The sequence below is a fragment of the Kitasatospora sp. NPDC034533 genome (assembly GCF_055575155.1).
Genome location: NZ_JBVITE010000043.1, coordinates 40,537 through 67,163 on the forward strand (window position 1 = coordinate 40,537; position 26,627 = coordinate 67,163).

A 26,627-nucleotide genomic window follows, 5' to 3' on the forward strand; every position below is an offset into this window, starting at 1 on the left:
CCCGGTCGGACGGGGCGGACACCCGCCCGACAATAGCCGAGTCCGCACACCCGAGCCCGTCAGGTCGTGACCAGCACCCCCGCGTACGAGACACCCGCGACGACCACCCAGGATCCGAGCCCGAGCAGGGCGATCCGCCCGCCGGTACGCATCATGGTCGGCAGGTGCACCGCGCTGCCGAGCCCGAACAGCGCGGCCGCCAGCAGCAGTTCCTGGGCGTCCGCGGCCAGCCCGAGTACCCGCTCGGGCAGCACGCCGGTGGTCCGCAGGACGATCATCGCGAGGAACCCCGCCACGAACAGCGGCACGATCGGCGGCCGGCCGCCACTCCTCACCGGCCGCTTCCCCGCCTGCCCAGCCGCCGAACCCGCCTCCCCGGCCGACTCGCCCCGTTCCCCGGCCACCCCGGCCGACTCCCCGCCCACCCCGACCGCCACCGGGGAGACCCGCGCGGCCCGGAGGTTGCGCCGCACCGCCACCGCCACTCCCGCGACCAGCGGCGCCAGCAGCACCACGCGCATCAGCTTGACCAGCACCGCCTCCCGCAGCGCCCCGGCCCCGCCGGTCTGCGCCGTGGCGACCACCTGCCCGACGTCGTGCACGCTCGCCCCGACCCAGCGCCCGAACTCCGGCTCGCCGAGCCCGAGCGGGTGCTGGAGCAGCGGCAGCACGACGATCGCCAGCGTCCCGCACAGGGTCACCAGCGCCACCGAGGCCGCCACGTCCTCCTCCTCGCTGCCCGCCGCCTGGCTGACCGCGCCGATCGCCGAGGCCCCGCAGATCGAGTACCCGGCGGCCACCAGCAGCGGCTGGTCCCCGGGCAGGCCGAGCCGCCGGCCCAGCCAGAGCGTCCCCGCGAAGGCGGCCGCGACCACCGCGAGCACCATCCCGACGGTGGCCCAGCCGAGCCCGAGCACGTCGTCCAGGCTGAGCTTGAGCCCGAGCAGCACGATCCCGAGCCGCATCAGCCGCTTCCCGGCCGTCGACAGCCCCGGCCTGGCGACGCCTCGGACCACCGGGCGCAGCCCGGGCAGGTGGGCCACCGCCATGCCGAGCACGACGGCGGCGGTCAGTTCCGGCACGGCCGGCACCAGCGCGTGGACGGCCAGCGCGGCGGCCACCCCGAGGGCCGCCAGCAGCAGCCCGGGGGCGTCCCCGCGCATCGGGGGCAGCGAGCGGGTACGGGCGGCGCGCTGCCGGAGGGTGAGTGCCACGCCGCCGCTCACTGCTCCCCGTCGGCGGGCAGCTGGTAGACCCGCCGGATGCTGGTGCCGAGCCGCGAGACGTCCGCGCCGTACACGTGGATGGAGATCGCCGTGGTGCTACAGGAGTTGCGCACCAGGTGGATGTCGCCCGGCGGGGCGAAGGCGGCCACCGTCCCGGCCGGACCGGCCACGTGCTCGGTCTCGACCAGCCGGGCGGTGCGTCCACCGGAGGCCAGGCGGTAGCGGGTCTCGCTCTCCTGCCCCTGGTGGACGCCGGCCACGCACCAGGAGACGTGGTCGTGGATCGGGGTCAGCTGCCCGGGCAGCCAGACCAGGGCGACGACGGAGAAGCTGCCGTCCGCCTCGGCGTGCAGGACGTGCTGGCGGTAGCGCTGCGGGTCGCCCTCGCACTGGGCGGCGGTGAGCAGCGCGTCGGGCCCGTCCGGGTCGGCGAGCAGGTGCGGGGCGAGCTTCTCCCCGACCAGGTAGGCGGTGAGTTCCGGAGGGAGCCCGCGGTCCACGACGGCGCGGATCTCGCTGATCAGCGCCGTCATCCGCTGGGTGAGTCGGTCGCTGCCGACGGTGGCTGAGGGTGTCATCCCAGCAGGTTCGGACGTACCGACCTATCACGTCCAAGGAGGTCCTGTAAGCGATCTCCTCAGGAATGCTTATACGTCAGCAGCCGACCCGGCTCGCCGCGGCCTGCCGCAGGTGGTCCAGCACCAGCCCGGTGGCCGGGATCCGGCGGTTCTCGCGCAGCACGTACGCGCTCACCTGCCGCCGCAGGTGCGGTTCGACGGCCCGCCCGGTGACCTTGCGGTGGCACATGAAGGAGAGCACCAGCGCGGGCATCAGGGCGATCCCGACGCCGGCGGCGACGAGCGACTGCACCGCGAGGTTGTCGTCGGTGGAGAAGACGATGTCCGGCGCGAAGCCCTCCTCCGCGCAGACGTGCAGCAGGTTGGCCCGGCAGCGCGGACAGCCGGCGATCCACCGCTCGCCGCCGAGGTCGGCCAGCCGTACGGCGTGCCGGCGGCCGAGCGGGTGCCCGACCGGCAGCAGCACCGTGAGCAGGTCCTCCATCAGTGGGATCTCGTCCAGGCCGTCCGGCACCTCGGTGGCCCCGCCCGGATAGCGGAAGGCCAGCGCGATGTCGCACTCCCCGCGCAGCAGCCGTTGGACGGAGTCCGGCGGCTCGGCCTCCAGCAGTTCGACCCGCACCCCGGGGTGCTCGGCCAGCAGCCGTGCCATCGCCTCGGGTATCAGGGTGGCGTTGGCGCTGGGGAAGGCGCAGACCCGGACCCGGCCGGCGCGCAGCCGGGCGAGCGCGGTGAGCTGCTTCTGGGCGGCGGACATGCTGCCGAGGATCAGTTCGGCGTGCCGGGAGAGCGCCTCGCCCGCCTCGGTGAGCCGCAGTCCGCGCCCCGCGCGGGTGAACAGCGGGACGCCGACGGTGCGTTCGAGCGCCTTCATCTGCTGGGTGATGGCGGGCTGGGTGTAGCCGAGTTCGCGGGCGGCGGCCGAGTAGGAGCCGGCTCGGACGACCTCGTGGAACGTCCTGATGTGCCGCGAATCGAACACCGGCTCCATGGTCCCCCGCTCCCTCGTCCACTTCCGGTCCGCGTCAGCCTCGGCTCCGACGCCCGAAAATCATAAGAGGAATTTGGAGGTAGCGACCCCGACCCCACCCACACCTTTGATCGAGTGGGGCAACGCCCGCCCGACCGGTCTCCTCACTGCTGGGCCGACGGCGGCAGCCCCATCGCCACCCCTGCCTTGACCACCGGCGCCCCGCCGCGCACGCTCGGGCTGCGCCGGCTGCGCCGCTCCACGAACCGGGCGAGCCAGGAGAGCAGCAGACACATGCCGATGTAGATCGGCGCGATCACCATCACCACCGGGATGAACGGCAGGTCGTAGTCCAGGTTGGTGGCGATCAGCTTGCCCGCGTGCAGGAACTCCTCGTAGGTGATCAGGAACCCCAGCGAGGTGTCCTTGAGCGCCACCACCAGCTGACTGATGATCGCCGGCAGCATCGCCCGCACGGCCTGCGGCACCAGCACGTACGTCATCACCTGGGTCTTGCGCATGCCCAGTGCGAACGCCGCCTCCCGCTGCCCCTTGGGCACCGCGAGCACGCCGGCCCGGAACACCTCGGCCAGCACCGAGCCGTTGTAGAGCACCAGCCCGGTCACCAGCGCCCAGAGCGGCTGCACCTTGAGCGCCACGAACACGAAGAAGATCATCACCAGCAGCGGCATGGCCCGGAAGAACTCCACCACCAGCGTGGCGGCCCAGCGCACCACCCGGTGGTCGGAGAGCCGCCCGGCCGCGAACAGCGCGCCGAAGGGCAGCGCGAACAGCACCGACCACCCGAACGCCGTCAGGGTGTTGCCGAGCCCGCGCAGCAGCAGGTTCTGCACCCCCCGGTACTCGAAGGGCTGCCACTTGGCGGACGTGAACTGGTGGGTGTGGAACAGCATGTAGACCACCCAGCCGATCAGCGCCGCGATCAGCAGCAGCGCGATCCCGCCGTACAGCCGGTGCCGGGCGAGCGCCTTCGGGCCGGGGATGTCGTACAGCGCCGAGGATTCCACGGTCATCGGGACACCGCCACTCGTCGTTCCAGCAGGTTGAAGACGGCGCTGACGGCCAGGGTGATGATCAGGTAGCCGATGGCGATCCAGACGAAGGTCCAGATGATGCTGTAGCCCAGCTCGTTGATGGTCCGGTAGGTGCCCAGCAGTTCGGTGACGCTGAAGGAGCCGGCGATCGCCGTGTTCTTCGCCAGCGCGATCATCACGCTGCCGATCGGGGCCACCACCGAGCGGTACGCCTGCGGCAGCACCACCAGGCTCATCGTCTGCCCGAAGCCCATGCCGAGGCTGCGGGCGGCCTCGCCCTGCCCGGTCGGCACCGTGTTGATCCCCGAGCGCATCGCCTCGCAGACGAAGGCCGAGGTGTAGCAGCCGAGCGCGAGCACCGCGAAGGTGTAGAAGGGCAGTGTGATGTCGAACCGGGGCAGGCCCAGCACCACGATGAAGAACAGCAAGGTCAGCGGCGTGTTGCGCAGCACCGTCACCCACACCGTCCCGAACACCCGCAGCGGCTTGACGGGCGAGACCCGGAAGCCCGCGATCAGCACCCCGAGCACCAGGGAGAGCACGGCGCTCACCACGAACAGCGAGAGCGTGCCGAGGAACCCGTCCCAGTAGGTCGACCAGTTGTCGGTCAGCGTTTTCACGGCGCGGCCCTCTCAGTACCGGACGATCTGCGGCGGGTTCGGCGCGGGCTCCCCGGAGAGGCCGAGGGTCGCCTCGAAGGCCCGCTTCCAGTCGCCGTTCTGCATGTGCTGCTCCAGCGCGTCGTTGATCGCGGCCCGCAGGACGGTGTCGTCCTTGGGCACCCCGATCCCGTACGGCTCGGTCGAGAACAGCGGGCCGACCACCTTGAGCTCGTCCGGCACCTTGGCCGCGTAGCCGAGCAGGATCGCGTTGTCCGTGGTCACCGCGTCGACCTGGTTGGTGATCAGGTTGTCCACACAGGCCGAGTAGGTGTCGTAGCCGATCAGCTTGGCTTTCGGGTACTGCGACTGGATGCGCTGGTACGGCGTCGAGCCGGACGCCGAGCAGACCTTCCTGCCGTCCAGGTCCTGCGGGCCGTGGATGGTGGTGTTGTTCTTGCGCACCAGCAGCGACTGTCCGGCGATGAAGTACGGGCCGGCGAAGCCGACCAGCTTCTTCCGGTTGTCGTTGATGGTGTAGGTGCCGACGTAGTAGTCCACCTGGCCGTTCTGCAGCGCGGTCTCGCGGTTGGCCGAGGCGATGGTCTTGAACTGGATCCGGTCCGCCGGGAAGCCCAGGGACGCGCCGACCATCCTGGCGATCTCGATGTCGAAGCCGGAGTACTCGCCGGTGGCCGGGTTCTTCTGGCCGAGGTACGGCTGGTCCTCCTTGGCGCCGACCACCAGGTGGCCCCGCCTGCGGGCGGTGTCCAGGGTCGGCGAGCCGGTGATCGCGGAGGCGTCCCGCACCTGGTAGGTGGGCAGCGCGCCGGCCTGGGGGCCCTTGGGCGGCGGGGTGCCGGGCTTGCCGCACCCCGCCGCCAGCGCGGTGAGCAGCAGGAGGGCGGCGAGCACGCGGCTGCCCGCCCGCGCGACGCCGGATGTCGCGGCGGGCGTCGTCTCACGGTTCACGGGGCCGCCTCAGTGCTTCAGGATCTTGGACAGGAAGTCCCGGGCGCGCTCGCTCTCCGGGGCGCTGAAGAAGTCCTCCGGGGCCCGGTCCTCGACGATCCGGCCGTCGGCCATGAACACCACCCGGTTCGCGGAGGCCCTGGCGAAGCCCATCTCGTGGGTCACCACGACCATCGTCATGCCCTCGCTCGCGAGCTGGCGCATGACGTCCAGCACCTCGTTGATCATCTCGGGGTCGAGCGCCGAGGTGGGCTCGTCGAAGAGCAGGGCCTTGGGTTCCATGGCCAGCGCGCGGGCGATCGCCACCCGCTGCTGCTGGCCGCCGGAGAGCTGGGCCGGGTACTTGTCGGCGTGCGCCGAGAGTCCCACCCGCTCCAGCAGCGCCCGGGACTTGGTGTCCGCCTCTTCCTTGGGCCTGCCGCGGACCTTGATCTGTGCGAGCGAGACGTTCTGGAGCACCGTCTTGTGCGCGAACAGGTTGAAGGACTGGAAGACCATGCCGACCTCGGCACGCAGCCGGGCCAGGCCCCGGCCCTCCTCGGGCAGCGGCCGGCCGTCGATCAGGATGGTGCCGTTCTCGATCGGCTCCAGCCGGTTGATCGCCCGGCAGAGGGTGGACTTGCCGGAGCCGGACGGGCCGATGACCACGACGACCTCGCCGCGTCCGACCACCAGGTCGATGTCCTGCAGCACGTGCAGGTCCCCGAAGTGCTTGTTGACCCCGCGCAGTTCGATCAGCGGGGTCAGGACCGAGGCGCCGGCCGGGGCCGGCCCGGGAGCGGCGGTCACTTGCCGCGCCGTCCCTTCAGCAGCCAGCCCAGGACGACGCCCGCGATCAGCGTGGCCAGGAGTGCGATCCAGAGCGGCGCGGTGACGGTGAAGACCCAGAACTGGATCCTGACCTTGTCGAGGTTGGCGAAGAGGAACCACACGGCGAGGACGACGATGGCGCCGATCCCGATGTACCGCGTGGGAATGCCGCCGATCTCACTGCGCGAGGAGCGGGTCGAGCCGTCTGAAATCTTGGTCACCGGAGCAGTCTGCGGTCCGGGCGGCCGATTTGCCCGGTTTACACGCCCTTCCGGGCGAGGGAGTAACCCGTATGGGTCAATCCATCCCATATGGGTTTGAAACCCCTCCTTCCCCCGGTCAGCCGACCGTGGCCGCCTCTACCCCTCCTCTACCGCCTCGCCCACCGCTCCCTTACCGTCGCTCCACCGGCTCCCGACCGCTGGTCCTACCCCTCGTCCCGCCAGGACCGCCAGAGCTCCGCGTAGGTGCCCCCGGCGGCGACCAGGTCCGGGTGGCTGCCGTACTCGCTGATCCGCCCGCCCTCGACCACGGCGATCACGTCCGCGTCGTGCGCGGTGTGCAGCCGGTGCGCGATGGCGATGACCGTCCGGCCCTCCAGCACCCGGGAGAGCGAGCGCTCCAGGTGGCGGGCGGCCCGCGGGTCCAGCAGGGAGGTGGCCTCGTCCAGCACCAGGGTGTGCGGGTCGGCCAGCACCAGCCGGGCCAGGGCCAGTTGCTGGGCCTGCGGCGGGGTCAGCGAGGCGCCGCCGGAGCCGACCTCGGTGTCCAGGCCCTCCGGCAGGGCGTCCACCCAGTCCCCGGCCGCCACCGCGTCCAGCGCGGCCCTCAGCTCGGCGTCGTCCGCGTCGGGCGCGGCCAGCCTCAGGTTGTCCCGCAGGGTGCCCACGAAGACGTGGTGCTCCTGGTTCACCAGGGCGACCTCCCTGCGCACCCGCTCGACCGGCATCCGGGCCAGCTCCGCGCCGCCGAGGGTGACGCTGCCCCGGCCGGGGGCGTAGATCCCGGCCAGCAGCCGGCCGAGGGTGGACTTGCCCGCGCCGGACGGCCCGACCAGCGCCACCCTGCTGCCCGGAGCGACGTCCAGGGTGATCCCGTGCAGGACGTCCGCGCCCTCGCGGTAGCCGAACCGGACGTCCTTCGCCTCGACCCACCGGCCGTCCGGCCGCAGGGACTCGTCCCCCTGGTGCTCGGGCACCTCGTGCACGCCGACCAGCCGGGCCAGCGAGGCCTGGCCGATCTGCAGTTCGTCGTACCAGCGCAGGATCAGGTCCACCGGGCCGGTCAGCATCTGCGCGTAGAGCACGCCGGTGGTCAGCTGGCCCACCGTGATCCAGCCCCGGAGGACGAACAGCCCGCCGAGCACCATGGTGGCGAGCACCGCCATGGTGTAGACGGCGTCGATGGTCGGGAACCAGAGCGAGCGCAGCCACAGGGTGTACCGGTACCAGTCCAGCCAGGCGCCCAGCTTGCGGTCGGTCAGCCGCACCCGCCGGTCGCCCAGCCGCAGCGCCTCGACGGTGTGCGCCGCGTCCACCGTCTCGGCCAGCACGTTGGTCACCGCCGCGTGCGCGGCCGACTCGCTGCGGTAGGCCTGCGGCGCGCGCCGGAAGTACCAGCGGGAGGTGACCAGCAGCAGCGGCAGGCCGATCAGCGAGGTCAGCGCGAGCAGCGGGGAGGTGACCAGCAGCGCGCCGACCACCAGCAGCAACGACAGGACGGCGACGACGAGTTCGGGCACCGCCTCGCGCACCGACTTGTCCAGCCGGTCGATGTCGGTGGTGCCCCGGGATACCAGGTCCCCGGTGCCCGCCCGCTCCAGGACGCCCGCCGGCAGGGCCACCGACCGGACCAGGAAGTCCTCGCGCAGATCGGCCAGCACTCTCTCGCCGAGCACCGCGCTGCGCAGCCGCGACCAGCCGGTGAACGCGGCCTGCGCCACCAGCGCCAGCAGGTACCAGGAGACCGCCACCGCGACGGCGGACTCCGTGGTGCCGGTGGCCAGCGACTCGACCAGTCCGCCGAGCACCCAGGGCCCGACCAGCCCGGCCACCATGGCGATCGTGTTCAGGACCACCACCGCGGAGAACGCGGCGCGGTGCCGCCGCGCGAGCAGCAGCAGGTACCGGCGCACGGCGGCCGGGGAGCCGACCGGCAGGGCGACGGCCGGCCCCTGCTCCTCCTGGACGGGGGGCTTCATGACGTACTCCTCGCTTGCCTGGCAGGGAAGTTGACGGCGTCGCTCATCACGGCACCACTCATCACGGCATCGCTCATCACGGCATCGCTCATCACGGCATCGGGCCGCTCGTCGCGGCGCCGCTCGGTACGGCGGTACTCGCGCCGGCCGTTCTCATACCGCCCCGCCCACCGGCTGGGCCGCCTCCTCGTCGCGGGTGACCACGGCCCGGTAGGCCGGGTCGGTCCGCATCAGCTCCCGGTGCGGACCGACCGCGGCGACCTTGCCCTCCCGCAGCAGCACCACCCGGTCGGCCTGGTCGAGCAGCAGCGGGCTGGTCGCGAACACCACCGTGGTGCGGCCGGCCCTGGTCGCCCGCAGCCCGGCGGCGATCCGCGACTCGGTGTGCGCGTCCACCGCGCTGGTGGGCTCGTCCAGCACCAGCACGGGCGGATCCACCAGCAGGGAGCGGGCCAGCGCGAGCCGCTGGCGCTGGCCGCCGGAGAGGGAGCGTCCGCGCTCGGTGATCCGGGCCCGCATCCGGTCTCCCCCGCTCTCCGGCGAGCCGTCCGCGAGGGACTTCAGCACGTCGTCGGACCGGGCCGCCGACAGCGCCTGCGCGACCGTGACCCGCCCCGAGGACGGGACGTCGAACAGCTCGGCCACCGTGCCGGAGAGCAGCACCGGCTCCTTGTTCTGGACCAGCACCGCCTCCCTGGCCTCGGCCTGCGGCACCGCGTCCAGCTCCGTACCGCCGAGCCGTACCGAGGCCTGCGCCCGCTCGCCCTCGGCCGACGGGACGTGGCCGCCGAGCCGCTCGGCCATCGCCCCGGCGACGTCCGGGTCCCCGCAGACCACCGCGGTCAACTCACCGGCCCGCGCAGTCAGTCCGCTCGCCGGGTCGTACAGGTCGCCCTTCTCCGGCCGCACCAGCGAGGCCTCGGTCGCGGCTCCGCCGCGGGTCAGCGAGAGCACCCGCACGGTCCGCGCGGCGGAGACCCGTGCGACGCTCCGGGCCTGCGCCGCCTCGCCCAGCACGCGCAGCGGTGCGACCAGGAAGGCGGTCGCCCCGTACACCGTGACCAGGGTGCCGACGGAGATCTCGCCGGAGATCGCCAACCGGGCGCCGTACCAGGTGACGCAGACCACGAACACGCCCGGCAGCAGCACCTGCTGAGCCTGCATCAGCGCCCACACCCGGGCCGAGCGGACGGCCGCCGAGCGGACCTTCTGGGAGGCCGCCCGGTACCGCTCCAGGAACAGCTCCTCACCACCGATGCCGCGCAGCACCCGCAGCCCCGCCACCGTGTCGGCGGCCAGCTCGGCCGCCCTGCCACCGAGGGCGCGCTGTTCGTCGAAGCGCCGCTCGAACGGCCCGACCAGCGGCAGGACGGAGAACGACAGCATCGGGACGCCGAGCAGCACCCCGGCGCCCAGCACCGGATCGACCGCCACCACCATCGCGCCCACGGTCAGCCAGACGATCACCGCGGACCACACCCGGGCGATCAACTCGATGTACCAGCTGATCCGTTCGACGTCTCCGCCGCCGACCGCGACCACCTCACCGGTGGCGATCCGGCGAGGCAGCCCGGCCCCTATGTGCGACGTCTTGCGGGCCACCAGCTGCCTCACCTGGATGGCCGTGTGTATCCAGTTCCACATTGCCTGACGGTGCATCAAAACGGTCCCGGCGGCGGCGCCGACGCCCAGCAGCAACAGGAGTCCACCGGCCCGCCAGATCCCGCCGGAGTCACCGTCCACAGCGGCCTGCACGCCGAAGCCCAGCGGCACCGGCAACGCGGCCCGGCACCCCATTTCGAGCAACGTCCAGCAGGTGGCGAGTAGTTGGCCGCGGCGCTGACTGCGCTGCAACCAGCGCAGGAAGGCCCGGGCCGAGGATAGATCGGGACTGCCGGGATCGGCCAACGGCAGAGGGATGAGCAGCATGACACTCCGATACGAACGGTACGAGGGTACGAGGGTGCAAAGGTGCGGGAGCACGGGAGCACAGCAGTACGGAGGTATGGAGAACGGGGCGCGCGAAACGCCTCGGTGACGCGTGCGAAGCACGGGCGCGCGGCGCCGCGACACGGTGGCGGCACGGCACAGCGGCATCGTCGAAACATCCGGTGCAGATAGCCGGACGACGACAGGACGGGCACGAACGGCCCGGAAGTCAGGAGATCATGGCCGCGAGCGTGCCAAGCTCCTCACGATCGACGCAACAGGTTTTTCTCATCGCGGTCCACCCCCGCTCGCCCACCGGATTCGCACGCCCCCGCGCAACGAATCCGCACGTCCCCGGCGCAAGCCCGCACCCGTCCTCACCAGGACGGTCTCCACCCCGGGCAAGCCCCCGCAAAGCCTGGGCCAAGATTAACCCGATCGGCGGGAACAATCACACCCGAGCGCCGGTTGCCTCCACTGGAACACCGGACGACCAGGAGGACATTCCTTCCGTGAGCAACATCCCCACCGTCACCCTCAACGACGGCGCGCAGATCCCGCAGCTCGGTTTCGGGGTGTGGCAGGTGCCTGACGCCGAGGCGACCCCCGCCGTCCGCGCCGCGATCGAGGCGGGCTACCGCTCCATTGACACCGCGGCCGTCTACGAGAACGAGGCCGGCACCGGTGCGGCGATCGCCGAGGCGCTGGCCGGCGGCGTGGCCCGCGAGGACCTCTACATCACCACCAAGCTGTGGAACTCCGGCACCCGCGACTGGTCCGGCGCGCAGGGCCGCGACGCGGTGCTGCGCGAGTTCGACGCCTCGCTGGCCAGGCTCGGCCTCGACTACCTCGACCTCTACCTGATCCACTGGCCGCGCCCGATGCACGGCAGCTACCCGAACGTCTGGAAGGCCTTCGAGCAGCTGAAGGCGGACGGCCGGGTCAAGTCGATCGGCGTCTCCAACTTCGGCGCCGAGCAGCTCACCCGCCTGCTGGACGAGGCCTCGGTCGCCCCGGCGCTGAACCAGGTCGAGCTGCACCCGTACTTCCCCCAGACGGAGCTGCGGGCCTTCCACGCCCAGCACGGCATCGCCACCGAGGCGTGGAGCCCGCTGGGCCAGGGCAAGGAGCTGCTCTCCGAGCCCGCGCTGGCGGAGGTCGCCCGCAAGCACGGCCGCACGGTCGCCCAGGTGGTGCTGCGCTGGCACCTCCAGAGCGGAGTGATCGCCATCCCGAAGTCGGTCACCCCGTCCCGGATCCGCGAGAACCTGGACGTCACCGGCTTCGAGCTGGACGCCGAGGACCTCGCGGCGATCGCCGCCGTGGCCACCGGCAAGCGGATCGGCCCGGACCCGCAGCACTTCGACTGGAACTGAGGCCCGGCCTCGGGGCACCCCTCGACACGCCTGACGACTGGTCAGCGGAAGGCCGCCCACTCCCCTCCGGGAGCGGGCGGCCTTCGGCTTGTTCCGACCCGCCGACGCCAACGGCCAAGGGCCCCGGGCATTTTGGCGAATCGTTTTGGCTACTGTGACGAAGGTTTGACCTAGAGCCTGGCCGCCTTCGCGATGAGCGCGAGCGCGGCCTCGTGCTCACCCTCCTCCAGCGGAGCCAGCAGCAGCCGCTGGACCTCGGCCACCCCGGCGGCCGAGCGGTGCAGCAGGTCCTGTCCCGCCGGCGAGAGCGAGAGCAGGTTGCGCCGCCCGTCCGAGGGGTCACGCCGGCGCTGCACCAGACCGCGGCGCACCAGCCGGCTCACCATCTCCGCCATCGTGGCCTTGTCCAGCGAGGCCAGCTCGCCGACCGTGCGCTGGTCGGCGCCCGGTTCCAGCTCCAGCGCGTCCAGCACCGCGTACTGCGGAGCCGTCAGCTCGGCGCCGACGTGCTCCGACCAGAGCTTGGTGTGCACCTGCTGGCTCACCCTGATCAGGTAACCGATCGCCCGCTGGGCGTCCAGTATCGGCCGCGCGTCGGTGATGACGGCGACCGCCGCGGGCTCCAGCCTGGCTATCTTGGCCATCACCCGGACGATCTCGACCTGCTCCTCCGCGGTGAGCGGCTCGAACAGGACGCGCTGCACGCGGACCACACCGCCGGTGGCCTCGCGCACCGCCTGGGCGCCGCTCTGCGAGAGGGCCAGCAGCTTGCGCCGGCCGTCGGCCGGATCGCGCCGGCGCAGCACCAGGCCGCGGCGGACCAGCCGCGCGACCATCTCCGCCATCGTGGCCTTGTCCAGCGAGGCGCGTTCGCCGACCGTCCGCTGGTCCGCACCCGGCTCCAAGGCCAGGACCAGCAGTACGGCGAACTGCGGAGCCGTGAGATCGGCTCCGACGTGTTCGGACCACAAGCGGGTGTGAACCTGCTGTGCGACACGAATGAGGTGTCCGGGCGACTGTTGCAGTCGCGCGGACACGCGGGTTGTCGGGATCTCCCCCAGCACCATGTATCCGTCCCGATGTCACACCCGGTGTGTGTGGGACACCCGGGTGGGGCAGTAACGGCGAGTGGGCGTCCAGCTATGAGGGAGGGCGCTCCAGCCGCGCAGCCGGTGGCTGCTGGCGGACACTATACAAACGGCGGGCCCTTGCTGGCAGGCAGGGGCGGATAGTAGACGCAGGTTCGGCAACATTGGCATATTTACGCGCTGCGAAGCCCTCGCAGTAACCCGTTCTCAGCAGAAAGCCGACCGGTCGGTCCTTACCCACCGTCACCTGCGCCTCTCCACTCTGGCCGCCCTTCCTACTCGCCGGTAGGGTGTGGCCACCCTCTCCGGGGGCTCTCCCCGGGGAGGCATCCCGACAGAGACGAGAGCGAGCATGACCGAGCACCGCACCACCCCCCGGGTCGCCGTCGTGACGGGCGCCGCCCGCGGCCTGGGAGCCGCCACCGCCGTCCGGCTGGCCGCCGACGGCCACGCGGTCGCCGTCCTGGACCTGGACGAGGCGGCCGGGCGGGAGACCGTCGAGCGGATCACCGCCGCCGGCGGCACGGCCCTGGCCGTCGGCGCCGACGTCTCGGACGCCGAGCAGGTCCGCGCCGCCGTCGACCGCGTCGCCGAGGAGCTCGGCGCCCCCGTCGTCCTGGTGAACAACGCGGGCGTGCTCCGCGACAACCTGCTCTTCAAGATGTCCGAGTCCGACTGGGACACGGTCATGAACGTTCACCTCCGCGGCGCCTTCCTGATGACCCGCGAGGTGCAGAAGCACATGGTCAACGCCGGTTTCGGCCGCATCGTCAACCTGTCCTCCTCCTCGGCCCAGGGCAACCGCGGCCAGGCCAACTACTCGGCCGCCAAGGCCGGTCTCCAGGGCTTCACCAAGACTTTGGCCATCGAGCTGGGCAAGTTCGGCATCACCGCCAACGCGGTGGCCCCCGGCTTCATCGCCACGGACATGACAGCGGCCACCGCCGCCCGGGTCGGCATGGACTTCGAAGACTTCAAGCGGGCCGCGGCCTCTCAGATCCCGGTCCAGCGGGTCGGCGAGCCCGAGGACGTCGCCCACACCATCTCGTTCCTCGCGAGCGAGGGCGCCGGCTTCGTCTCCGGCCAGGTGATCTACGTCGCGGGCGGCCCCCTCGACTGAGCACGGAACCTACACAGGGTTACCACGGAGTGGGAAGCCGGGCACACCGGCCGCCCACTCCGTTTCCTTTACCGGGGCTTTTGCAGAATCATTCGACGACCACACTGACTTTCGATCCAGGAATACCGGAAATCACTCCCCGGACCATCCGGGGCCGACCCAATTGTCGATTTCCCGGGAAAATGACAATTACCCCCGGAATGGCCCTGCCCGGCTGGGTAAGGTCACCCCGTGCAATCCAGAGTTACCCCCGCCCCCTTTCCGCGCCAGGGGCCGGAGCATCGCACCGTCGAGACCGGCCACCGGGAACGCCGCGCGACGCCCGCGGCCCCCCTCGCCCCGGTCGGCCCCGACCGCCGCGAACCCGGGTGGCCGCCGATGGGCCGGCGGCAGGCCGCCCTGCTCGCCGTCACCCTCGTCGGCTACCTGCTGGTGCTGGCCGGGGTGCTGCTGAACACCTCACTGGTCGACCTCGACTGGTCGGTCCGCCTGCTGCGCCCCTACGAGCGCTGGCCCCGGCTGGAGCCGCTGCTCGACACCTGGGTGGTGGCCGGACAGCGCGGCCCCTCGGCGATCGCCGCCTTCCTCTGGCTCGGCTGGCGGGCCCACCGCCTGCGCCGCCTGCGCCCGCTGCTGGTCATGGGCATCGCGCTGTTGTTGCTCAACGTCACCGTCGGCGCGGTCAAGATCGTCACCGGCCGGCTCGGCCCGCACTACGCCCAGTACGTCGGCTCGCCCGAGCTCTTCTCCGGCGGCACCATCTTTCCCTCCGGCCACACCGCCAACGCGGTGGTCACGTGGGGCGTCCTCGCCTACCTCGCCGTCCGCTGGCGGCGCACCGGCGCGCTGATCGCCGCCGCCACCGCCTGCTCGATCGGCCTGACCACGGTCTACCTGGGCACCCACTGGGTCACCGACGTCCTGGCCGGCTGGGCCGCCGGACTGCTCGTGCTGCTCGTGCTCCCGCTGCTGGAGCCCCTGGTCGCCACCGCCGAGCAGCGGCTCCACCGGCGCTTCGCCCGCCACCAGCCCTACTGACCCGCATCAGGCCCGGGCCGCCCGGGCGCGGATCGGGCTGGCGGGCCGGGCGCCCTACCCCTCCCAGCTGCGCTCGACCACGCCGCCGCGCACCGCGAGGTTGAGCCTTCCCTGCCGGTACTCCATGGTCATCAGCTCCCCCGGCTCCAGCACCCGGACCGAGGCCCAGCCGTGCCTGCGGGCCAGCTCCCGGGCCCGCTCGATCCGCAGCCCCGCGTAGCCCTCGGCGTCCTCGCCGCCCGCACCGGCACCGGTGGCACCGGAACCCGGACCCCGGCCGGAACCCGAACCCGAACCCGCCCCCACCTCGCCCGTGCCCGACATCGCGCCTCCCCCGTCAGTCCCTCGGACGTACGCTGGAATGGTAGCCCGCCCCCCGCGGTCCGGAGGTGAACGCCATGCGCACCACGACCCCGCGACGCTGGCGCAGCGGCACCGAGCCGGCCACCGCCCGCAGCGACCTCAAGCTCCGCTACCTGCTCTCGCTCACCTTCACGCCGCTGTTCGCGCTGGCCACCGCGGGCTTCGCCCTCTGGGCGGCCCTGTCACCCGGCGACGGCGCCCCCAGCCGGGGCACGCTCACCGGCTTCGCCGTGGCCTGCGGCCTGCTCACCCTGTTCGCCGCCGTCGATCTCGTGGTGGTCGTCCGGCGCCGCCGGACCGAGCTCTGACGCGGTGTCTCCCACGGAGTGGGAAGTCGGCCGGGCCGGCTTCCCACTCCGCGCCTCCCGGGGCCCGCCTCAGCGGCTGCCGACCGCCTGTTTCACCAGTGTTCGCCCGAAGTCCCACATCAGGCCGCTCCCCCGGTGGGCCTCGTCCATGATGTCGGTGAAGGCGTCCACGAACCGGTCCACGTCCCGCTCGGTGATGATCAGCGGTGGAATCAGCTTGATCACCTCCAGGTGGTCCCCGGACACCTGGGTCAGGATGCGGTGCCGTTGCAGCAGCGGCACCACGACCATCTGCGCGAACAGGCCCTTGCGCGCCGCCTGGAGCGCGGCCCAACCGGTGCGCAGCTTGAACGACTTGGGGCGGCCGAACTCGATCCCGATCATCAGCCCGCGCCCGCGCACCTCGGCGAGCAGCTCGTACTCGTCGACCAGTGCGGACAGCCGCTCACGGAAGTGGTCACCCACCTTGCGGGCGTTGTCCACCACCTGTTCCTCGCGCAGCACCTCCAGGGTCGCCAGCCCGGCGGCCATCGCCTGGGCGTTGGACCCGAAGCTGGCCGAGTGCACCAGCACCCGGTCCATCGAGGAGTACACCTTCTCGAAGATCCAGCTCTTGCCGAGCGTCGCCCCGATCGGCACGTACCCGCCGGACAGCGCCTTGGCCGCGCAGACCAGGTCGGGCAGCACGCCCTCCTCGTGCTGGTAGGCGAAGAACTCGCCGGTGCGCCCGATGCCGGTCTGCACCTCGTCGCAGATCAGCAGCGCCCTGTGCTCGTGGAGCACCGTCTGGGCGGCCCGCAGCCAGCCGGGCGGCGGCGCGTGGACGCCCTTGCCCTGGATCGGTTCGACGATCAGGCCCGCGACGTCGCCGCGCTTCAACTCCCGGGTCAGCGCGCCGAGATCGCCGAGCGGGATGGCGGTGTCCGGTAGCAGCGGGTCGAAGCCCTTGCGGAATCCGCTCTCCCCGTTGACCGAGAGCGAGCCGGCGGTGAGCCCGTGGAAGGCGTGGTCGGCGTAGAGGATCCGCCGTCGGCCGGTGGCGTACCGGGCGAACTTGAGCGCCGTCTCCACCGCCTCGGTGCCGCTGTTGCCGAAGAACACCCGGTCCAGTCCGGGCGCTTGGGCGAGCAGCCGCTCGGCCAGCAGGCCGGGCAGCGGCGAGCAGTCGAAGCGGAGCAGGTCCGGCAGGTCGAGGTCCATCACCTGCCGGACGGCCGAGCGCACCGTCGGGTGGTGGCGGCCGAGCGCGAAGATGCCGAAGCCGGCCAGCATGTCGAGGTACTCGTTGCCCTCGGCGTCGTAGAAGTACTGGCCCTGGGCGCGCTCGTAGTACTTGTCGAAGCCGAGGGTGCGCAGCATCCGCGGCAGCTGCGGGTTGAGGTAGCGGCTGTTCAACTCGTAGCGCTCGCCGCCGCGTTCGGCGATCAGCGCGGCGAGGTCGAAGGCGGGGCGGTCTGGATCAGCCGGCATGGCGCGGGTTCGCTCCTCGGGTCGGTAGCAGGTTCTTGGCGAAGACGGCGGTCTGGGCGGCGACCCCGGTCCCGGTGAGTCCGGCCTCCTCCAGGATCTCCCCGCGCGAGGCGTGGCCGAGGAACTCCTGGGGCAGGCCGAGCACCCGCACCGGTACGTCCACGTCGGCGTCGCGCAGGGCCTGGCTGACGGCCGAGCCGACGCCGCCGATCCGGCCGTTGTCCTCGACGGTGACCACCAGCCGGTGGGCGGCGGCCAGTTCGGGCAGCGCCGGGTCGACCGGCTTGACCCAGCGCGGGTCGACCACGGTCGCGGTGAAGCCCTCGGCGAGCAGCAGGCGGGCCGCGTCCAGGCAGGCGCAGGCGGTGGCGCCGACCGCGACGAGCAGGATCTCCGGTGCCGGCCCGGTGCGCAGCAGGACGTCCACCCCGCCGATCCGCTCGACGGCCGGCACCGCGGGGCCGACGTTCCCCTTGGGGAAGCGCACCACGGTCGGCGCGTCGTCGACCTCGACGGCCTCGCGCAGCTGGGCCCGCAACTGCTCGGCGTCGCGTGGCGCGGCGAGCCGCAGACCGGGGACGACCTGGAGGATCGACATGTCCCACATGCCGTTGTGCGAGGCGCCGTCCGGCCCGGTGACCCCGGCGCGGTCGAGCACGAAGGTGACGCCGAGCTTGTGCAGGGCGACGTCCATCAGCACCTGGTCGAAGGCCCGGTTGAGGAAGGTGGCGTACACCGCGACCACCGGGTGCAGCCCGCCGGTGGCCAGCCCGGCCGCGCTGGTGACGGCGTGCTGCTCGGCGATCCCGACGTCGAAGGTGCGGCTCGGGTAGGCCTTGGCGAACGGGGCCAGGCCCACCGGCTGGAGCATCGCCGCGGTGATCGCCACCAGGTCCGGCCGCTCGGCGCCGAGGCCGACCAGCTCGTCCCCGAAGACCGAGGTCCAGGAGACCCCGCCGCTGGGCGAGATCGGCAGGCAGGTGTACGGGTCGATCGGGTTGACGGCGTGGAAGCGGTCGGCCTCGTCCTGCTCGGCCGGCCGGTAGCCGCGCCCCTTGACGGTCAGGCAGTGCACGATGACCGGCCCGCCGAAGTTGCGGGCCTGCCTCAGCGCCTGTTCGACCTGGCCCAGGTCGTGGCCGTCGATCGGCCCCAGGTACTTGAGGCCGAGGTCCTCGAACATGCCCTGCGGGGCGAAGGCGTCCTTGAAGCCCTTCTTGGCGCCGTGCAGCGCGTCGAAGATCGGCTGGCCGACCAGCGGGGTGCGTTGCAGGGCCTCCTTGCCGAGGGCGAGGAAGCGCTCGTAGCCCTGGGTGGTGCGCAGGGTGGCCAGGTGGTTGGCGAGGCCGCCGATGGTCCGGGCGTAGGAGCGCTCGTTGTCGTTGACGACGATGACCAGCGGACGGTCGCGCGCCTCGGCGATGTTGTTGAGCGCCTCCCAGGCGAGCCCGCCGGTGAGCGCGCCGTCGCCGATCACCGCGACGGTGTGCCGGTCGTGCTGGCCGAGCAGCCGGGCGGCCTTGGCCAGGCCGTCGGCGTAGGAGAGCGCGGTGGAGGCGTGCGAGTTCTCGACCAGGTCGTGGGGGGACTCGTCCCGCGAGGGGTACCCGGAGAGCCCGCCGCGCATCCGCAGCCGGGTGAAGTCCTGGCGGCCGGTGAGCAGTTTGTGGACGTAGCTCTGGTGGCCGGTGTCGAAGACGATCCGGTCGTACGGTGAATCGAAGACCCGGTGCAGCGCGATGGTCAGCTCCACCACGCCGAGGTTGGGTCCGAGGTGGCCGCCGGTGCGGGTCACGGCGTCGATCAGGAACTCGCGGATCTCCTCGGCGAGCAAAGGCAGTTCGCCCGCCGGGAGCTTGCGGAGCTCGGCCGGGGACGTGACGCGGGAGAGCAGTGACACGGGTACACCTCACGACTCGAAGCGGTACGACGGTGCCTGTGGGCCGGCCCGGGGGCCCCGGCCCGGACGCGGGGCCCGGGCCGGGGTGCCGGCCGGTGCCGGCGGGGGTCGACTCCCCGCTCAGCGGCCCTGGTTGCCGCTGACGGTCTCGGTGATGGCGCGCAGCGACTGCTGGAGCGAGCCCATGGTCGCGAGGACGGCGGTCGGCTCGTAGCCGCAGTGGGCCATGCAGTTGGCGCAGCGCGGGTCCTTGCCGCGCCCGTACTTGCTCCAGTCGGTCTTCTCGACCAGCTCCCGGTAGGTGGGCACGTAGCCGTCGGCCATCAGGTAGCAGGGCCGCTGCCAGCCGAACAACGAGTAGTTGGGGATGCCCCAGGGGGTGCACTCGAAGTCGGCCTTGCCCTCCAGGAAGTCCAGGAAGAGCGGACTGTGGTTGAGCCGCCAGCGCTTGCGGTTGCCGCCGGCGAAGGCCTTGCGGAAGAGCTCCCGGGTCTGCTCGACGCCGAGGAAGTGCTCCTGGTCGGGGGCCTTCTCGTAGGCGTAGGCGGGCGAGATCATCATCTCGTCCACCTTGAGCTCGTCGTTGAGGAAGTCCAGCACCTCGACGACGGTCTGCGGGGTGTCGGTGTTGAAGAAGGTGCTGTTGGTGGTGACCCGGAAGCCGCGCCGCTTGGCCTCCTTGATCGCGGCCACCGCCTCGTCGAAGGTGCCCTCCTTGGCCACCGACTGGTCGTGCCGCTCGCGCATGCCGTCGATGTGCACCGCGAAGGTGAAGTACGGCGAGGGCTTGAACTTGTCCATCTTCTTGCGCATCAGCAACGCGTTGGTGCAGAGGAACACGTACTTGCGGCGGGCGACCAGCTGCCGGACGATCTCGTCGATCTGCGGGTGCATCAGCGGCTCGCCGCCGGCGATGGAGACCATCGGGGCGCCGGACTCCAGGACCGCGCCGACCGCCTGGGCGACGGGCATCCGCTGCTTCAGGACGCCCGCCGGGTGCTGGATCTTGCCGCAGCCCTCGCAGGCGAGGTTGCAGGCGAACAGCGGCTCCAGCTCCACGATCAGCGGGAACTTGTCCCGCCGCTTGAGCAGCTTCTGCTGCATGAGGTAGGTGCCGACCCGCATGGTCTGGCGCAATGGCATGGCCATGACTTAGCTCGCCTCCTGGGGGAGCGTCGAGGATGTGGGGTGGTTCAGGTCTGCGGAGCCGGGCGCGCGCTCCTGCCGGTACCAGTCGACCAGGGCGGGTACCGTCGCCCGCAGGGTCCGCCAGGCGCGCACCCCGGCCGGGAGGGTACCGAACCGCAGCAGCTCGTGCTCGGGGGTGTCCACCACCACCCGCAGGACGGCCGCCGGCAGGACGGGCCGCACCTCGCGCAGCGCGGCCAGTACGGCGGCGGCCTCCATGTCGACGGCGAGCGCGCCCTGGAGGTGCAGCGCCCGCCGCTCGATGCCGCGCACCACGTGGTCGGCGGTGTGGTGCACTCCGGTGTGCACGGTCAGGCCGCGCTCCTTCAGCGCCGCGGTGAGCTCCGCCCCGGAGTCGAGCGGGTACAGGTGGCCCTCCGCGTCCCGCACCCCGTCGGCGGCGACCACGTCGCCGGGCAGGACGCCCGGCCCGAGGGCGGCGCCGAACCCGGCCACCACCACGGCGCCGTAGCTGCCGGGCGCGGAGCCGAGCAGCCGTCGCACGGCCAGGGCGGCGCGCCGCCGGCCGACCCCGGTGCGCACCAGCACCGGGGACCCGCCGGGCGCGCCGCGCCAGTCGCCGCCGCGCAGGGCCCAGACCTCGGGGCCCAGGGCGCAGAACACCAGGAGGGGGGCGGTGGTCACCGCGCCGCCCCGATCGCCGGAGCCCCGTCGGCCCGGCTCGTGCCGGGGGCGCCGTGGAGGTAGCGGCCGAGCGCGGTGATCGGGAAGACCAGCCGGTACAGGTGGTAGTTGATGGAGAAGTCCCACGGGAACCCGGTGCCGGTGAACTGCGGCTCGTCCCAGGTGCCCTCGGGCAGCTGGGTGCGCACCAGCCACTCCACTCCGCGCTCCACCGCCGGGTTCGCCCGGCCCTGCGGCCCCTCGCCCGCCGCGAGCAGCGCCATCAGCGCCCACGCGGTCTGCGAGGCGGTGGAGTCGCCCCGCCCGGCCCAGCGCGCCGGGTCCTCGTAGGAGCGCATGTCCTCGCCCCAGCCTCCGTCGGTGTTCTGCCGGTCCTCCAGCCAGCGCACCGCCCGGCGGATCGCCGGGTGCTCGTCCGGGACGCCGGCCGCCACCAGGGCGGGCAGCACCGAGCCGGTGCCGTAGATGTAGTTGGTGCCCCACCGGCCGAACCAGGAGCCGTCGGCCTCCTGGTTGCGCAGCAGCCATTCGATCCCGCGACGGGTCCGGGGGTCGCGGGCGCGGCCGGTCTCGGCGAGCATCTCCACCACGTGGGCGGTGACGTCGGCGGACGGCGGGTCGACCACCTCGCCGAAGTCGCAGAACGGCAGCTTGTTGGGCAGCGTGCTGGTGTTGTCGACGTCGAAGGCGCCCCAGGCGCCGTTCTTGGACTGCATGCCGAGGTTCCACCGCACGCCCCGCTCCACCGCCGCGGCGACCCTGGCCGGATCGGGGTGGTCCACCCTGCGCAGCGCGAGCACCACCTCGGCGGTGTCGTCGATGTCGGGGTAGGTGTCGTTCTCGAACTCGAAGGCCCAGCCGCCGGGGGCGAGTCCGGGCCGCTGCACGGACCAGTCGCCGCTCTTGCGGATCTCCTCGCCGAGCATCCAGTCGGCCGCGGAGACCAGCGCCGGGTGGTCGGTCGGCACCCCGGCGTCGGCGAGCGCGATGGTGGCCAGGCAGGTGTCCCAGACCGGGGACTGGCAGGCCTCCATCCAGCGCATGCCGTCCTCGGTGTGCACGGTGAAGCCGTCGAAGGAGGCGAGCCCGGCCTTCATCACCGGGTGCTCCAGTTCGTAGCCCTCCAGGTGCAGGGCGATCAGCGAGTAGACGGCCGGGGGCTGGATGCCGCCCCAGCAGCCGTCGGCCTCCTGCCGTTCGACGATCCAGCGGCAGGCCTGCGAGAGGGCCAGCCGGCGCAGCGGGCGCAGGGCCCGGCGGTGGTAGGCGTGCAGCACCTTGTCGAGGCGTTCGAAGAGGCCGTCCCAGGAGGCGGCTCGGGCGAGCGGCCGGTGGGGGTACGGGTCGTCCGGGTCGGTGTGCAGCTCGGTGAGCGCGAAGGGGGCCGGACGGACCGGGCGGTGCGCCGAGACGACGGTCAGCGGGACGATGGTCTGGCGGGCCCAGCAGCCGAACGCGTAGATGTTCAGCGGCAGCCACTTGGGCAGGAACATGATCTCGGGCGGCATCTCGGGCAGCCGTTCCCAGGGCCACCAGCCGAACAGCGCGAGCCAGATCCGGGTGAACACCCGGGCGGCCGCGATTCCCCCGGCGGAGCGGACGTAGCGCGCGGCGGCCTGCATGTGCGGGGCGTCCGGGTCGTCGCCGGCCAGTTTGAGGGCGACGTACGCCTCCACGGTGGTGGACAGCTCGGGCGGTCCGCCGTGGAAGGTGGACCAGGTGCCGTCCTCGCGCTGCTGCGAGCGGATCCACCTCGCGGTGGCGCGGGTCTGCTCCTCGGTGCGGATTCCCAGGAACTGGCGGAGCAGTAAGTCCTCGGCGTCCATGGTGACGTTGGTCTCCAGGTCGCCCTTCCACCAGCCCTCGGAGGATTGCAGGGAGAGCAGGTGGGTGGTGGCGCGGGCCAGGGCCTCCCGCGCGTCGGCCGGCCGCAGGACCGCCTCACCGGCCGGCCGGAGCCGGTCGGTGTCCTCGGGCTGCCGCCGGCCCGGTCCCAGCAGGGCCGGGGGGCGGTCGCCCACCGCGACCGGCTCGGGATCGTACTCAGGGTCGAGCCGGCCGTCCGCGGTTGCTGTCAACGTAACGTCACCTCTCTCGTACCACCACGAATTCGGCGAGCGCGACGAAGTGCTCGCGCACGTCGTCGCTCATGGGCACCTCGTCCAGGGCGGCGAGGGCAGTCGTGTGCTGGCGGCGGGCCTCCTCCTGGGTCCAGGCCCGACCGCCGGCCTCCTCGATCAGCGCGGCGCGGGCGGCGAGCTCGGGCTCGCTCTCCTCTCCGCGTCCCTTCGGGTCGGCCAGTTCCTCGGCGAGCCGGCGCGAGGCCGCTCCGCCCTCGGCCAGCGCGGCGGCCACCGGCAGGGACTTCTTGCGCTGGCGCAGGTCCCCCCAGTGCGGCTTGCCGGTGACCTCGGTGGCGCCCCAGATGCCGAGCAGGTCGTCCACCGCCTGGAAGGCCAGGCCCAGGTGGTGGCCGTAGCGCTGGAGGGCGTCGGAGACCTTGTCGTCGGCGCCGGCCAGGACGGCGCCGATCGCCGAGGCGGCGGCCAGCAGCGCCGCCGTCTTGCCGCCCTCCATCTCCAGGCACTCCGCGACGGTGACGCTGTCGCGCTGCTCGAAGGCGACGTCCATGGCCTGGCCGTCGATCAGCCGGCGGGTCGCCGTGGTGAGCAGCCTCACGGCCCGAGCCGCGTCGGTGGCGCTGGTGCCGCCGGTCACCGCGGCGTCGAGCAGCACCTCCGTGCCCAGCGTCGCCAGGGCGTCGCCGACCAGGATCGCCTGGGCCGGCCCGAAGACCGTCCAGGCGGTGGCCCGGTGCCGCCGGGTCTCGTCACCGTCCATCAGATCATCATGGAGGAGGGAGAAGTTGTGCACCAGTTCAACCGCGACACCGCCGGGCACCCCCACCTCCTCCGCCGCGCCGTGCGCCCGGGCCGACAGCAGCGCCAGCGCCGGGCGCACGGCCTTGCCGCCGTCGCCCGTCACCGGAGTGCCGTCCCGGTCGATCCAGCCGAAGTGGTAGGCGGCGACGGTGTCCATGGGTGCGGCCAGACGGGCGACGGCGGCCCGTAGCGGCGGGGTGCAGAGCGTACGGCTGCGGGCGAGCAGCTCCGGCACCGAGACCGGTTCGGCGTGCGCCGTGCCTCCGACGGCGAAGCCGGTGCGTGACTCCACGTGCGTTCCCTCTCCCTCGTGGTGCCGGACCGCGCTGGGCGGCCGGGTGCTGTCGGTGCGGCTGGTGCCTGATCGAGTGCCTGGGCCGATGGTGCCGGTGCGGCCGGTGGGGCCGTTGCCGGTGGTTGCGACGGTACGCCCGTCGGCTCTGGCGGGCTCTCCGGCGGCGAGGCCCGCCGTCACCTGGGCCACCTCCCGTCGCCCCGGTCCACCGGCGCCCTGGTGCCGGCCGCGGCGAGCACGGCGTCGGCCGCCGCGTGGCCGCTGCGCACGGCCCCTTCCATGGTCGCGGGCCAGCCGGTGGCCGTCCACGAGCCGGCCAGCAGCAGTCCGGGGACCTCGGTGCGGGCCGAGGGACGCAGCGCCCCGTTGCCCGGAGCCGGGTCGAAGGTCGCGGTGCGCTCCCGGGTGACGAAGAAGTCCAGCACCTCGGCCCGGGCCGCGGCCGGCAGCAGCCGGCCCAGCTCGGGCAGGTAGCGGCCGCGCAGCTCGGCGACCGGCAGGTCGATCTCGTCCTGCGCCGCGGACTGCGACAGCGCCAGGTACTGGGCGCCCGGGTGGGCCCGGCCCAGCGACGTGGCGGCCAGGCCGGAGTGCGCGGTGCGGTCGAAGACCCACTGGACCGGGGAGCCCAGCGCGGCGAAGAACGGCCGGCGCAGCACCTTGCGGTCGTAGATCACGTGGACGTTGAGGATCGGGGCGGTGCCGAAGCCGGCCAGTCGCTCCTGCCCGGGGACGGCGTTCGGGGGCAACAGGGCGGCCGCGCTGTCCTGGGCGCCGGCCAGCACGACGGTGTCGGCGGTGAGCAGTTCCCCGCCCTCCAGCCGGACGGCGTGCTGCGGCGAGGCCGGCTTCAGCTCGGTGGCCTTGGCGCGCAGCAGCACCCTGACGCCGGCCCGCTCCAGCTCGGCGAGCGCCCGGTCGTGGTGGATCGTGCCGAGCGGGACGGCGGCGACGCCGATGTCCGAGGCGCCCGGGTCGGAGAGCAGGCCTGTCTTGAAGACCATTCCGGCGAGCGCCATCGACACCTGGTCGGCCCGGGCGTTCAGGGTCGCGACGCCGACCAGGTCCCACAGGGCGGCCCGGGTGGCGGCGTTCTGCCCGTTGCGGCGCAGCCACTCGCCGAAGGAGGTCCGGTCCAGCGCCGGGTCGGCGAGGTCCAGGGCCCGCAGGGCGAGGGCGCCGCGGACCACCCGGGCGCGGTCGGCCGGGCTCAGGTGCGGGTAGCGGGCCAGGCTGCCGGCCAGGTGCAGGGGCACGGGCAGGCCGGTCCGGCGCAGCCGTCCGAGGGTGCGCTCGGGCGCGGTCCCGGGGCCGGTCACGGAGAGCACCGGGATGTCGAGACGGTCCTGGAGGTGGGACAGCCGGGTGGCGCCGAGGCGGTCCAGCAGGCCGCGGTAGGCGGTGCAGCAGCGCAGGTAGACGTGCTGGCCGTTGTCGACGGTCAGCTCGCCGCGCTGGAAGGAGAAGGCCAGGCCGCCGAGCCGGGGCCGGCCCTCCGCGAGGGTGACCCGGTGGCCCGCCTCGGCGAGGCGCAGCGCGGCGGTGATGCCGGCCAGGCCCCCGCCGACCACGACCGCGGCCGGGCGCGCGGCATCGGCTCGCCCGGTCATCGGTCATCCCCCTCGCACTCGGTGGACCGCTCACAGGCGGTCGCGGTGGCCGGCCCCCGCCCGGTCGGCACGGGACCGCCCGCACGTGATTCGATGCCGACACAGCGTGACAGAACTCTCGCGAGAATCAAGAACGCCCCCCGGCGAGCCCGGAAAGCGCCACGTACGCCTTCTCCCAGCCCGGCAGCGAGACCCGGCCGCGGAGCACCGACTCCGGGTCGGCGGCGATCCGGCCGAGCAGCCGGTGGTAGATCCCGGCCATGGCGGCGGTGCAGGCGCGGCTGCGGCGGTCGAGCATCGGCAGCAGCCGCAGGCCCTCCTCGAAGGCGGCCTGGGCGCGGGCGGCCTCGAAGGCCACCAGGCCGGTGAAGTCCGCGCCGAGCGGCGGCTTGGGCAGCGCGAAGCCCTGCTCGCAGCCGAACCGGACCAGGTCCTCGGCAGGCAGGTAGGTACGGCCGTTCAGGGCGTCCTCGCGCAGGTCGCGCAGGATGTTGGTGAGCTGGAGGGCCAGGCCCAGGGTGTCCGCGTACCGCGCCCCGCGCTCGGGGTCGTCGCAGCCGTAGACGCCCAGCGAGAGCCGGCCGATCGCGCCGGCGACGCAGCGGCAGTAGACCTTCAGCTCCTCGTAGGTCTGGTACTCGGCGCCCTTGAGGTCCATCTCGACGCCGTCGATCAGCTCGTCGAAGCCACCGAGCGGGATCGGGAAGCGCCGGGCCGCGTCGGCCAAGGCGACCTTGATCGGATCGGTGTCGTCCTCGGCGACCCTCCCGGAGCGGACCTCGTCCACCAGTTCCCGGGTGCGCAGCAGGGCCTCGGCCTTGCGGTCGTCCGGAAGGTCGCCGTCGCCGATGTCGTCCACCCGGCGGGCCAGCGCGTACAGGGCCGACATGGCCAGCCGCTTGGGCTCGGGCAGCAACCGGATGCCGTAGCTGAAGTTGCGCGCCTGAAGCCCGGTGACTGCCTCGCAGTACCGGTACGCCGCCATGACCGGGGCCGACGCCAGTG

General features: G+C 72.8%; 24 protein-coding genes. 4 read left to right on the top strand and 20 right to left on the bottom strand.

Annotated elements, in window-relative coordinates; all coding sequences use genetic code 11:
- Nucleotides 1-59: 59 nt before the first annotated feature.
- From ACZ55U_RS26130 to ACZ55U_RS26175, 10 genes are all read right to left on the bottom strand, one after another.
- Nucleotides 60-1,163, bottom strand: a complete 1,104-nt coding sequence (locus ACZ55U_RS26130; protein ID WP_465529599.1) for a YeiH family protein — start codon at nt 1,161-1,163, stop codon at nt 60-62.
- A gap of 59 nt (nt 1,164-1,222) precedes the next feature.
- A complete protein-coding gene (locus ACZ55U_RS26135; RefSeq protein WP_465529539.1) occupies nt 1,223-1,804 on the bottom strand; it encodes a cysteine dioxygenase family protein in 582 nt (193 codons plus the stop codon).
- A 76-nt stretch (nt 1,805-1,880) separates the two neighbouring features.
- On the bottom strand, nt 1,881-2,786 hold the full coding sequence (locus ACZ55U_RS26140) for a LysR family transcriptional regulator (RefSeq protein ID WP_465529541.1): 906 nt from the start codon (nt 2,784-2,786) through the stop codon (nt 1,881-1,883).
- Nucleotides 2,787-2,938: 152 nt separating this feature from the next.
- Nucleotides 2,939-3,808 (bottom strand): amino acid ABC transporter permease, encoded by an 870-nt coding sequence (locus ACZ55U_RS26145; protein ID WP_465529543.1) that lies wholly within the window; start codon nt 3,806-3,808, stop codon nt 2,939-2,941.
- The gene (locus ACZ55U_RS26150) at nt 3,805-4,449 is read right to left on the bottom strand and encodes an amino acid ABC transporter permease (RefSeq protein ID WP_465529545.1); all 645 of its coding nucleotides are present in this window, start codon (nt 4,447-4,449) and stop codon (nt 3,805-3,807) included. The genes ACZ55U_RS26145 and ACZ55U_RS26150 overlap by 4 nt, the downstream gene beginning before the upstream one ends.
- Before the next feature lie 12 nt (nt 4,450-4,461).
- On the bottom strand, nt 4,462-5,400 hold the full coding sequence (locus ACZ55U_RS26155) for a glutamate ABC transporter substrate-binding protein (RefSeq protein ID WP_465529547.1): 939 nt from the start codon (nt 5,398-5,400) through the stop codon (nt 4,462-4,464).
- Nucleotides 5,401-5,409: 9 nt separating this feature from the next.
- Nucleotides 5,410-6,138, bottom strand: coding sequence for an amino acid ABC transporter ATP-binding protein (locus tag ACZ55U_RS26160; RefSeq protein WP_465529601.1), 729 nt, complete (start codon nt 6,136-6,138; stop codon nt 5,410-5,412).
- 47 nt (nt 6,139-6,185) lie between these two features.
- Nucleotides 6,186-6,431 (bottom strand): lipopolysaccharide assembly protein LapA domain-containing protein, encoded by a 246-nt coding sequence (locus ACZ55U_RS26165; protein WP_465529549.1) that lies wholly within the window; start codon nt 6,429-6,431, stop codon nt 6,186-6,188.
- Nucleotides 6,432-6,637: 206 nt separating this feature from the next.
- Nucleotides 6,638-8,410 (bottom strand): ABC transporter ATP-binding protein, encoded by a 1,773-nt coding sequence (locus ACZ55U_RS26170; protein WP_465529551.1) that lies wholly within the window; start codon nt 8,408-8,410, stop codon nt 6,638-6,640.
- Nucleotides 8,411-8,563: 153 nt separating this feature from the next.
- Complete coding sequence (locus ACZ55U_RS26175) at nt 8,564-10,339, bottom strand: ABC transporter transmembrane domain-containing protein (RefSeq protein ID WP_465529554.1); 1,776 nt, start codon at nt 10,337-10,339, stop codon at nt 8,564-8,566.
- Nucleotides 10,340-10,851: 512 nt separating this feature from the next.
- Here ACZ55U_RS26175 and ACZ55U_RS26180 point away from each other — a divergent pair.
- Nucleotides 10,852-11,715 (top strand): aldo/keto reductase, encoded by an 864-nt coding sequence (locus tag ACZ55U_RS26180; protein ID WP_465529555.1) that lies wholly within the window; start codon nt 10,852-10,854, stop codon nt 11,713-11,715.
- A gap of 170 nt (nt 11,716-11,885) precedes the next feature.
- Here the strand turns inward: ACZ55U_RS26180 and ACZ55U_RS26185 are convergent, their stop codons facing one another.
- Complete coding sequence (locus ACZ55U_RS26185) at nt 11,886-12,686, bottom strand: MarR family winged helix-turn-helix transcriptional regulator (protein WP_465529557.1); 801 nt, start codon at nt 12,684-12,686, stop codon at nt 11,886-11,888.
- A 469-nt stretch (nt 12,687-13,155) separates the two neighbouring features.
- Here ACZ55U_RS26185 and fabG point away from each other — a divergent pair, with 469 nt between their 5' ends.
- Nucleotides 13,156-13,923, top strand: coding sequence for a 3-oxoacyl-ACP reductase FabG (gene fabG / locus ACZ55U_RS26190; protein ID WP_465529559.1), 768 nt, complete (start codon nt 13,156-13,158; stop codon nt 13,921-13,923).
- Nucleotides 13,924-14,154: 231 nt separating this feature from the next.
- Entirely contained in the window at nt 14,155-14,961 is an 807-nt protein-coding gene (locus ACZ55U_RS26195) for a phosphatase PAP2 family protein (protein WP_465529561.1), read from the top strand.
- Nucleotides 14,962-15,015: 54 nt separating this feature from the next.
- Here the strand turns inward: ACZ55U_RS26195 and ACZ55U_RS26200 are convergent, their stop codons facing one another.
- The gene (locus tag ACZ55U_RS26200) at nt 15,016-15,285 is read right to left on the bottom strand and encodes an I78 family peptidase inhibitor (RefSeq protein ID WP_465529563.1); all 270 of its coding nucleotides are present in this window, start codon (nt 15,283-15,285) and stop codon (nt 15,016-15,018) included.
- Between the two features lie 74 nt (nt 15,286-15,359).
- Between ACZ55U_RS26200 and ACZ55U_RS26205 the strand changes: the two genes are divergently transcribed.
- On the top strand, nt 15,360-15,632 hold the full coding sequence (locus ACZ55U_RS26205; RefSeq protein ID WP_465529565.1) for a DUF6343 family protein: 273 nt from the start codon (nt 15,360-15,362) through the stop codon (nt 15,630-15,632).
- 69 nt (nt 15,633-15,701) lie between these two features.
- On the opposite strand, the gene ACZ55U_RS26210 is transcribed toward ACZ55U_RS26205, so the two are convergent.
- The 8 genes from ACZ55U_RS26210 to hpnD all read right to left on the bottom strand — a co-directional run bounded on the left by ACZ55U_RS26210 (nt 15,702) and on the right by hpnD (nt 26,607).
- On the bottom strand, nt 15,702-17,102 hold the full coding sequence (locus tag ACZ55U_RS26210; protein WP_465529567.1) for an aspartate aminotransferase family protein: 1,401 nt from the start codon (nt 17,100-17,102) through the stop codon (nt 15,702-15,704).
- Nucleotides 17,092-19,002, bottom strand: coding sequence for a 1-deoxy-D-xylulose-5-phosphate synthase (gene dxs, locus ACZ55U_RS26215; protein WP_465529569.1), 1,911 nt, complete (start codon nt 19,000-19,002; stop codon nt 17,092-17,094). The genes ACZ55U_RS26210 and dxs overlap by 11 nt, the downstream gene beginning before the upstream one ends.
- 120 nt (nt 19,003-19,122) lie before the next feature.
- A complete protein-coding gene (hpnH, locus tag ACZ55U_RS26220; protein WP_465529571.1) occupies nt 19,123-20,151 on the bottom strand; it encodes an adenosyl-hopene transferase HpnH in 1,029 nt (342 codons plus the stop codon).
- Nucleotides 20,152-20,154: 3 nt separating this feature from the next.
- A complete protein-coding gene (locus tag ACZ55U_RS26225; RefSeq protein ID WP_465529573.1) occupies nt 20,155-20,835 on the bottom strand; it encodes a 5'-methylthioadenosine/S-adenosylhomocysteine nucleosidase family protein in 681 nt (226 codons plus the stop codon).
- Entirely contained in the window at nt 20,832-22,769 is a 1,938-nt protein-coding gene (shc, locus tag ACZ55U_RS26230) for a squalene--hopene cyclase (RefSeq protein WP_465529603.1), read from the bottom strand. The genes ACZ55U_RS26225 and shc overlap by 4 nt, the downstream gene beginning before the upstream one ends.
- Before the next feature lie 151 nt (nt 22,770-22,920).
- Nucleotides 22,921-24,009: a polyprenyl synthetase family protein gene (locus ACZ55U_RS26235; RefSeq protein ID WP_465529575.1), complete on the bottom strand. Its 1,089-nt coding sequence runs from the start codon at nt 24,007-24,009 to the stop codon at nt 22,921-22,923.
- 179 nt (nt 24,010-24,188) lie between these two features.
- Entirely contained in the window at nt 24,189-25,622 is a 1,434-nt protein-coding gene (gene hpnE, locus ACZ55U_RS26240) for a hydroxysqualene dehydroxylase HpnE (protein ID WP_465529577.1), read from the bottom strand.
- A gap of 127 nt (nt 25,623-25,749) precedes the next feature.
- Nucleotides 25,750-26,607 (bottom strand): presqualene diphosphate synthase HpnD, encoded by an 858-nt coding sequence (hpnD, locus tag ACZ55U_RS26245; RefSeq protein ID WP_465529605.1) that lies wholly within the window; start codon nt 26,605-26,607, stop codon nt 25,750-25,752.
- Nucleotides 26,608-26,627 lie beyond the last annotated feature (20 nt).

Coding starts and splice junctions, on each gene's coding strand:
- ACZ55U_RS26130 (WP_465529599.1), bottom strand. CDS start 1,163: ATGCGCGGGGACGCCCCCGGGCTGCTGCTGGCGGCCCTCGGGGTGGCC.
- ACZ55U_RS26200 (WP_465529563.1), bottom strand. CDS start 15,285: ATGTCGGGCACGGGCGAGGTGGGGGCGGGTTCGGGTTCGGGTTCCGGC.
- ACZ55U_RS26170 (WP_465529551.1), bottom strand. CDS start 8,410: ATGAAGCCCCCCGTCCAGGAGGAGCAGGGGCCGGCCGTCGCCCTGCCG.
- ACZ55U_RS26175 (WP_465529554.1), bottom strand. CDS start 10,339: ATGCTGCTCATCCCTCTGCCGTTGGCCGATCCCGGCAGTCCCGATCTA.
- ACZ55U_RS26135 (WP_465529539.1), bottom strand. CDS start 1,804: ATGACACCCTCAGCCACCGTCGGCAGCGACCGACTCACCCAGCGGATG.
- hpnH (WP_465529571.1), bottom strand. CDS start 20,151: ATGGCCATGCCATTGCGCCAGACCATGCGGGTCGGCACCTACCTCATG.
- fabG (WP_465529559.1), top strand. CDS start 13,156: ATGACCGAGCACCGCACCACCCCCCGGGTCGCCGTCGTGACGGGCGCC.
- ACZ55U_RS26145 (WP_465529543.1), bottom strand. CDS start 3,808: ATGACCGTGGAATCCTCGGCGCTGTACGACATCCCCGGCCCGAAGGCG.
- hpnE (WP_465529577.1), bottom strand. CDS start 25,622: ATGACCGGGCGAGCCGATGCCGCGCGCCCGGCCGCGGTCGTGGTCGGC.
- hpnD (WP_465529605.1), bottom strand. CDS start 26,607: ATGGCGGCGTACCGGTACTGCGAGGCAGTCACCGGGCTTCAGGCGCGC.
- ACZ55U_RS26210 (WP_465529567.1), bottom strand. CDS start 17,102: ATGCCGGCTGATCCAGACCGCCCCGCCTTCGACCTCGCCGCGCTGATC.
- ACZ55U_RS26205 (WP_465529565.1), top strand. CDS start 15,360: ATGCGCACCACGACCCCGCGACGCTGGCGCAGCGGCACCGAGCCGGCC.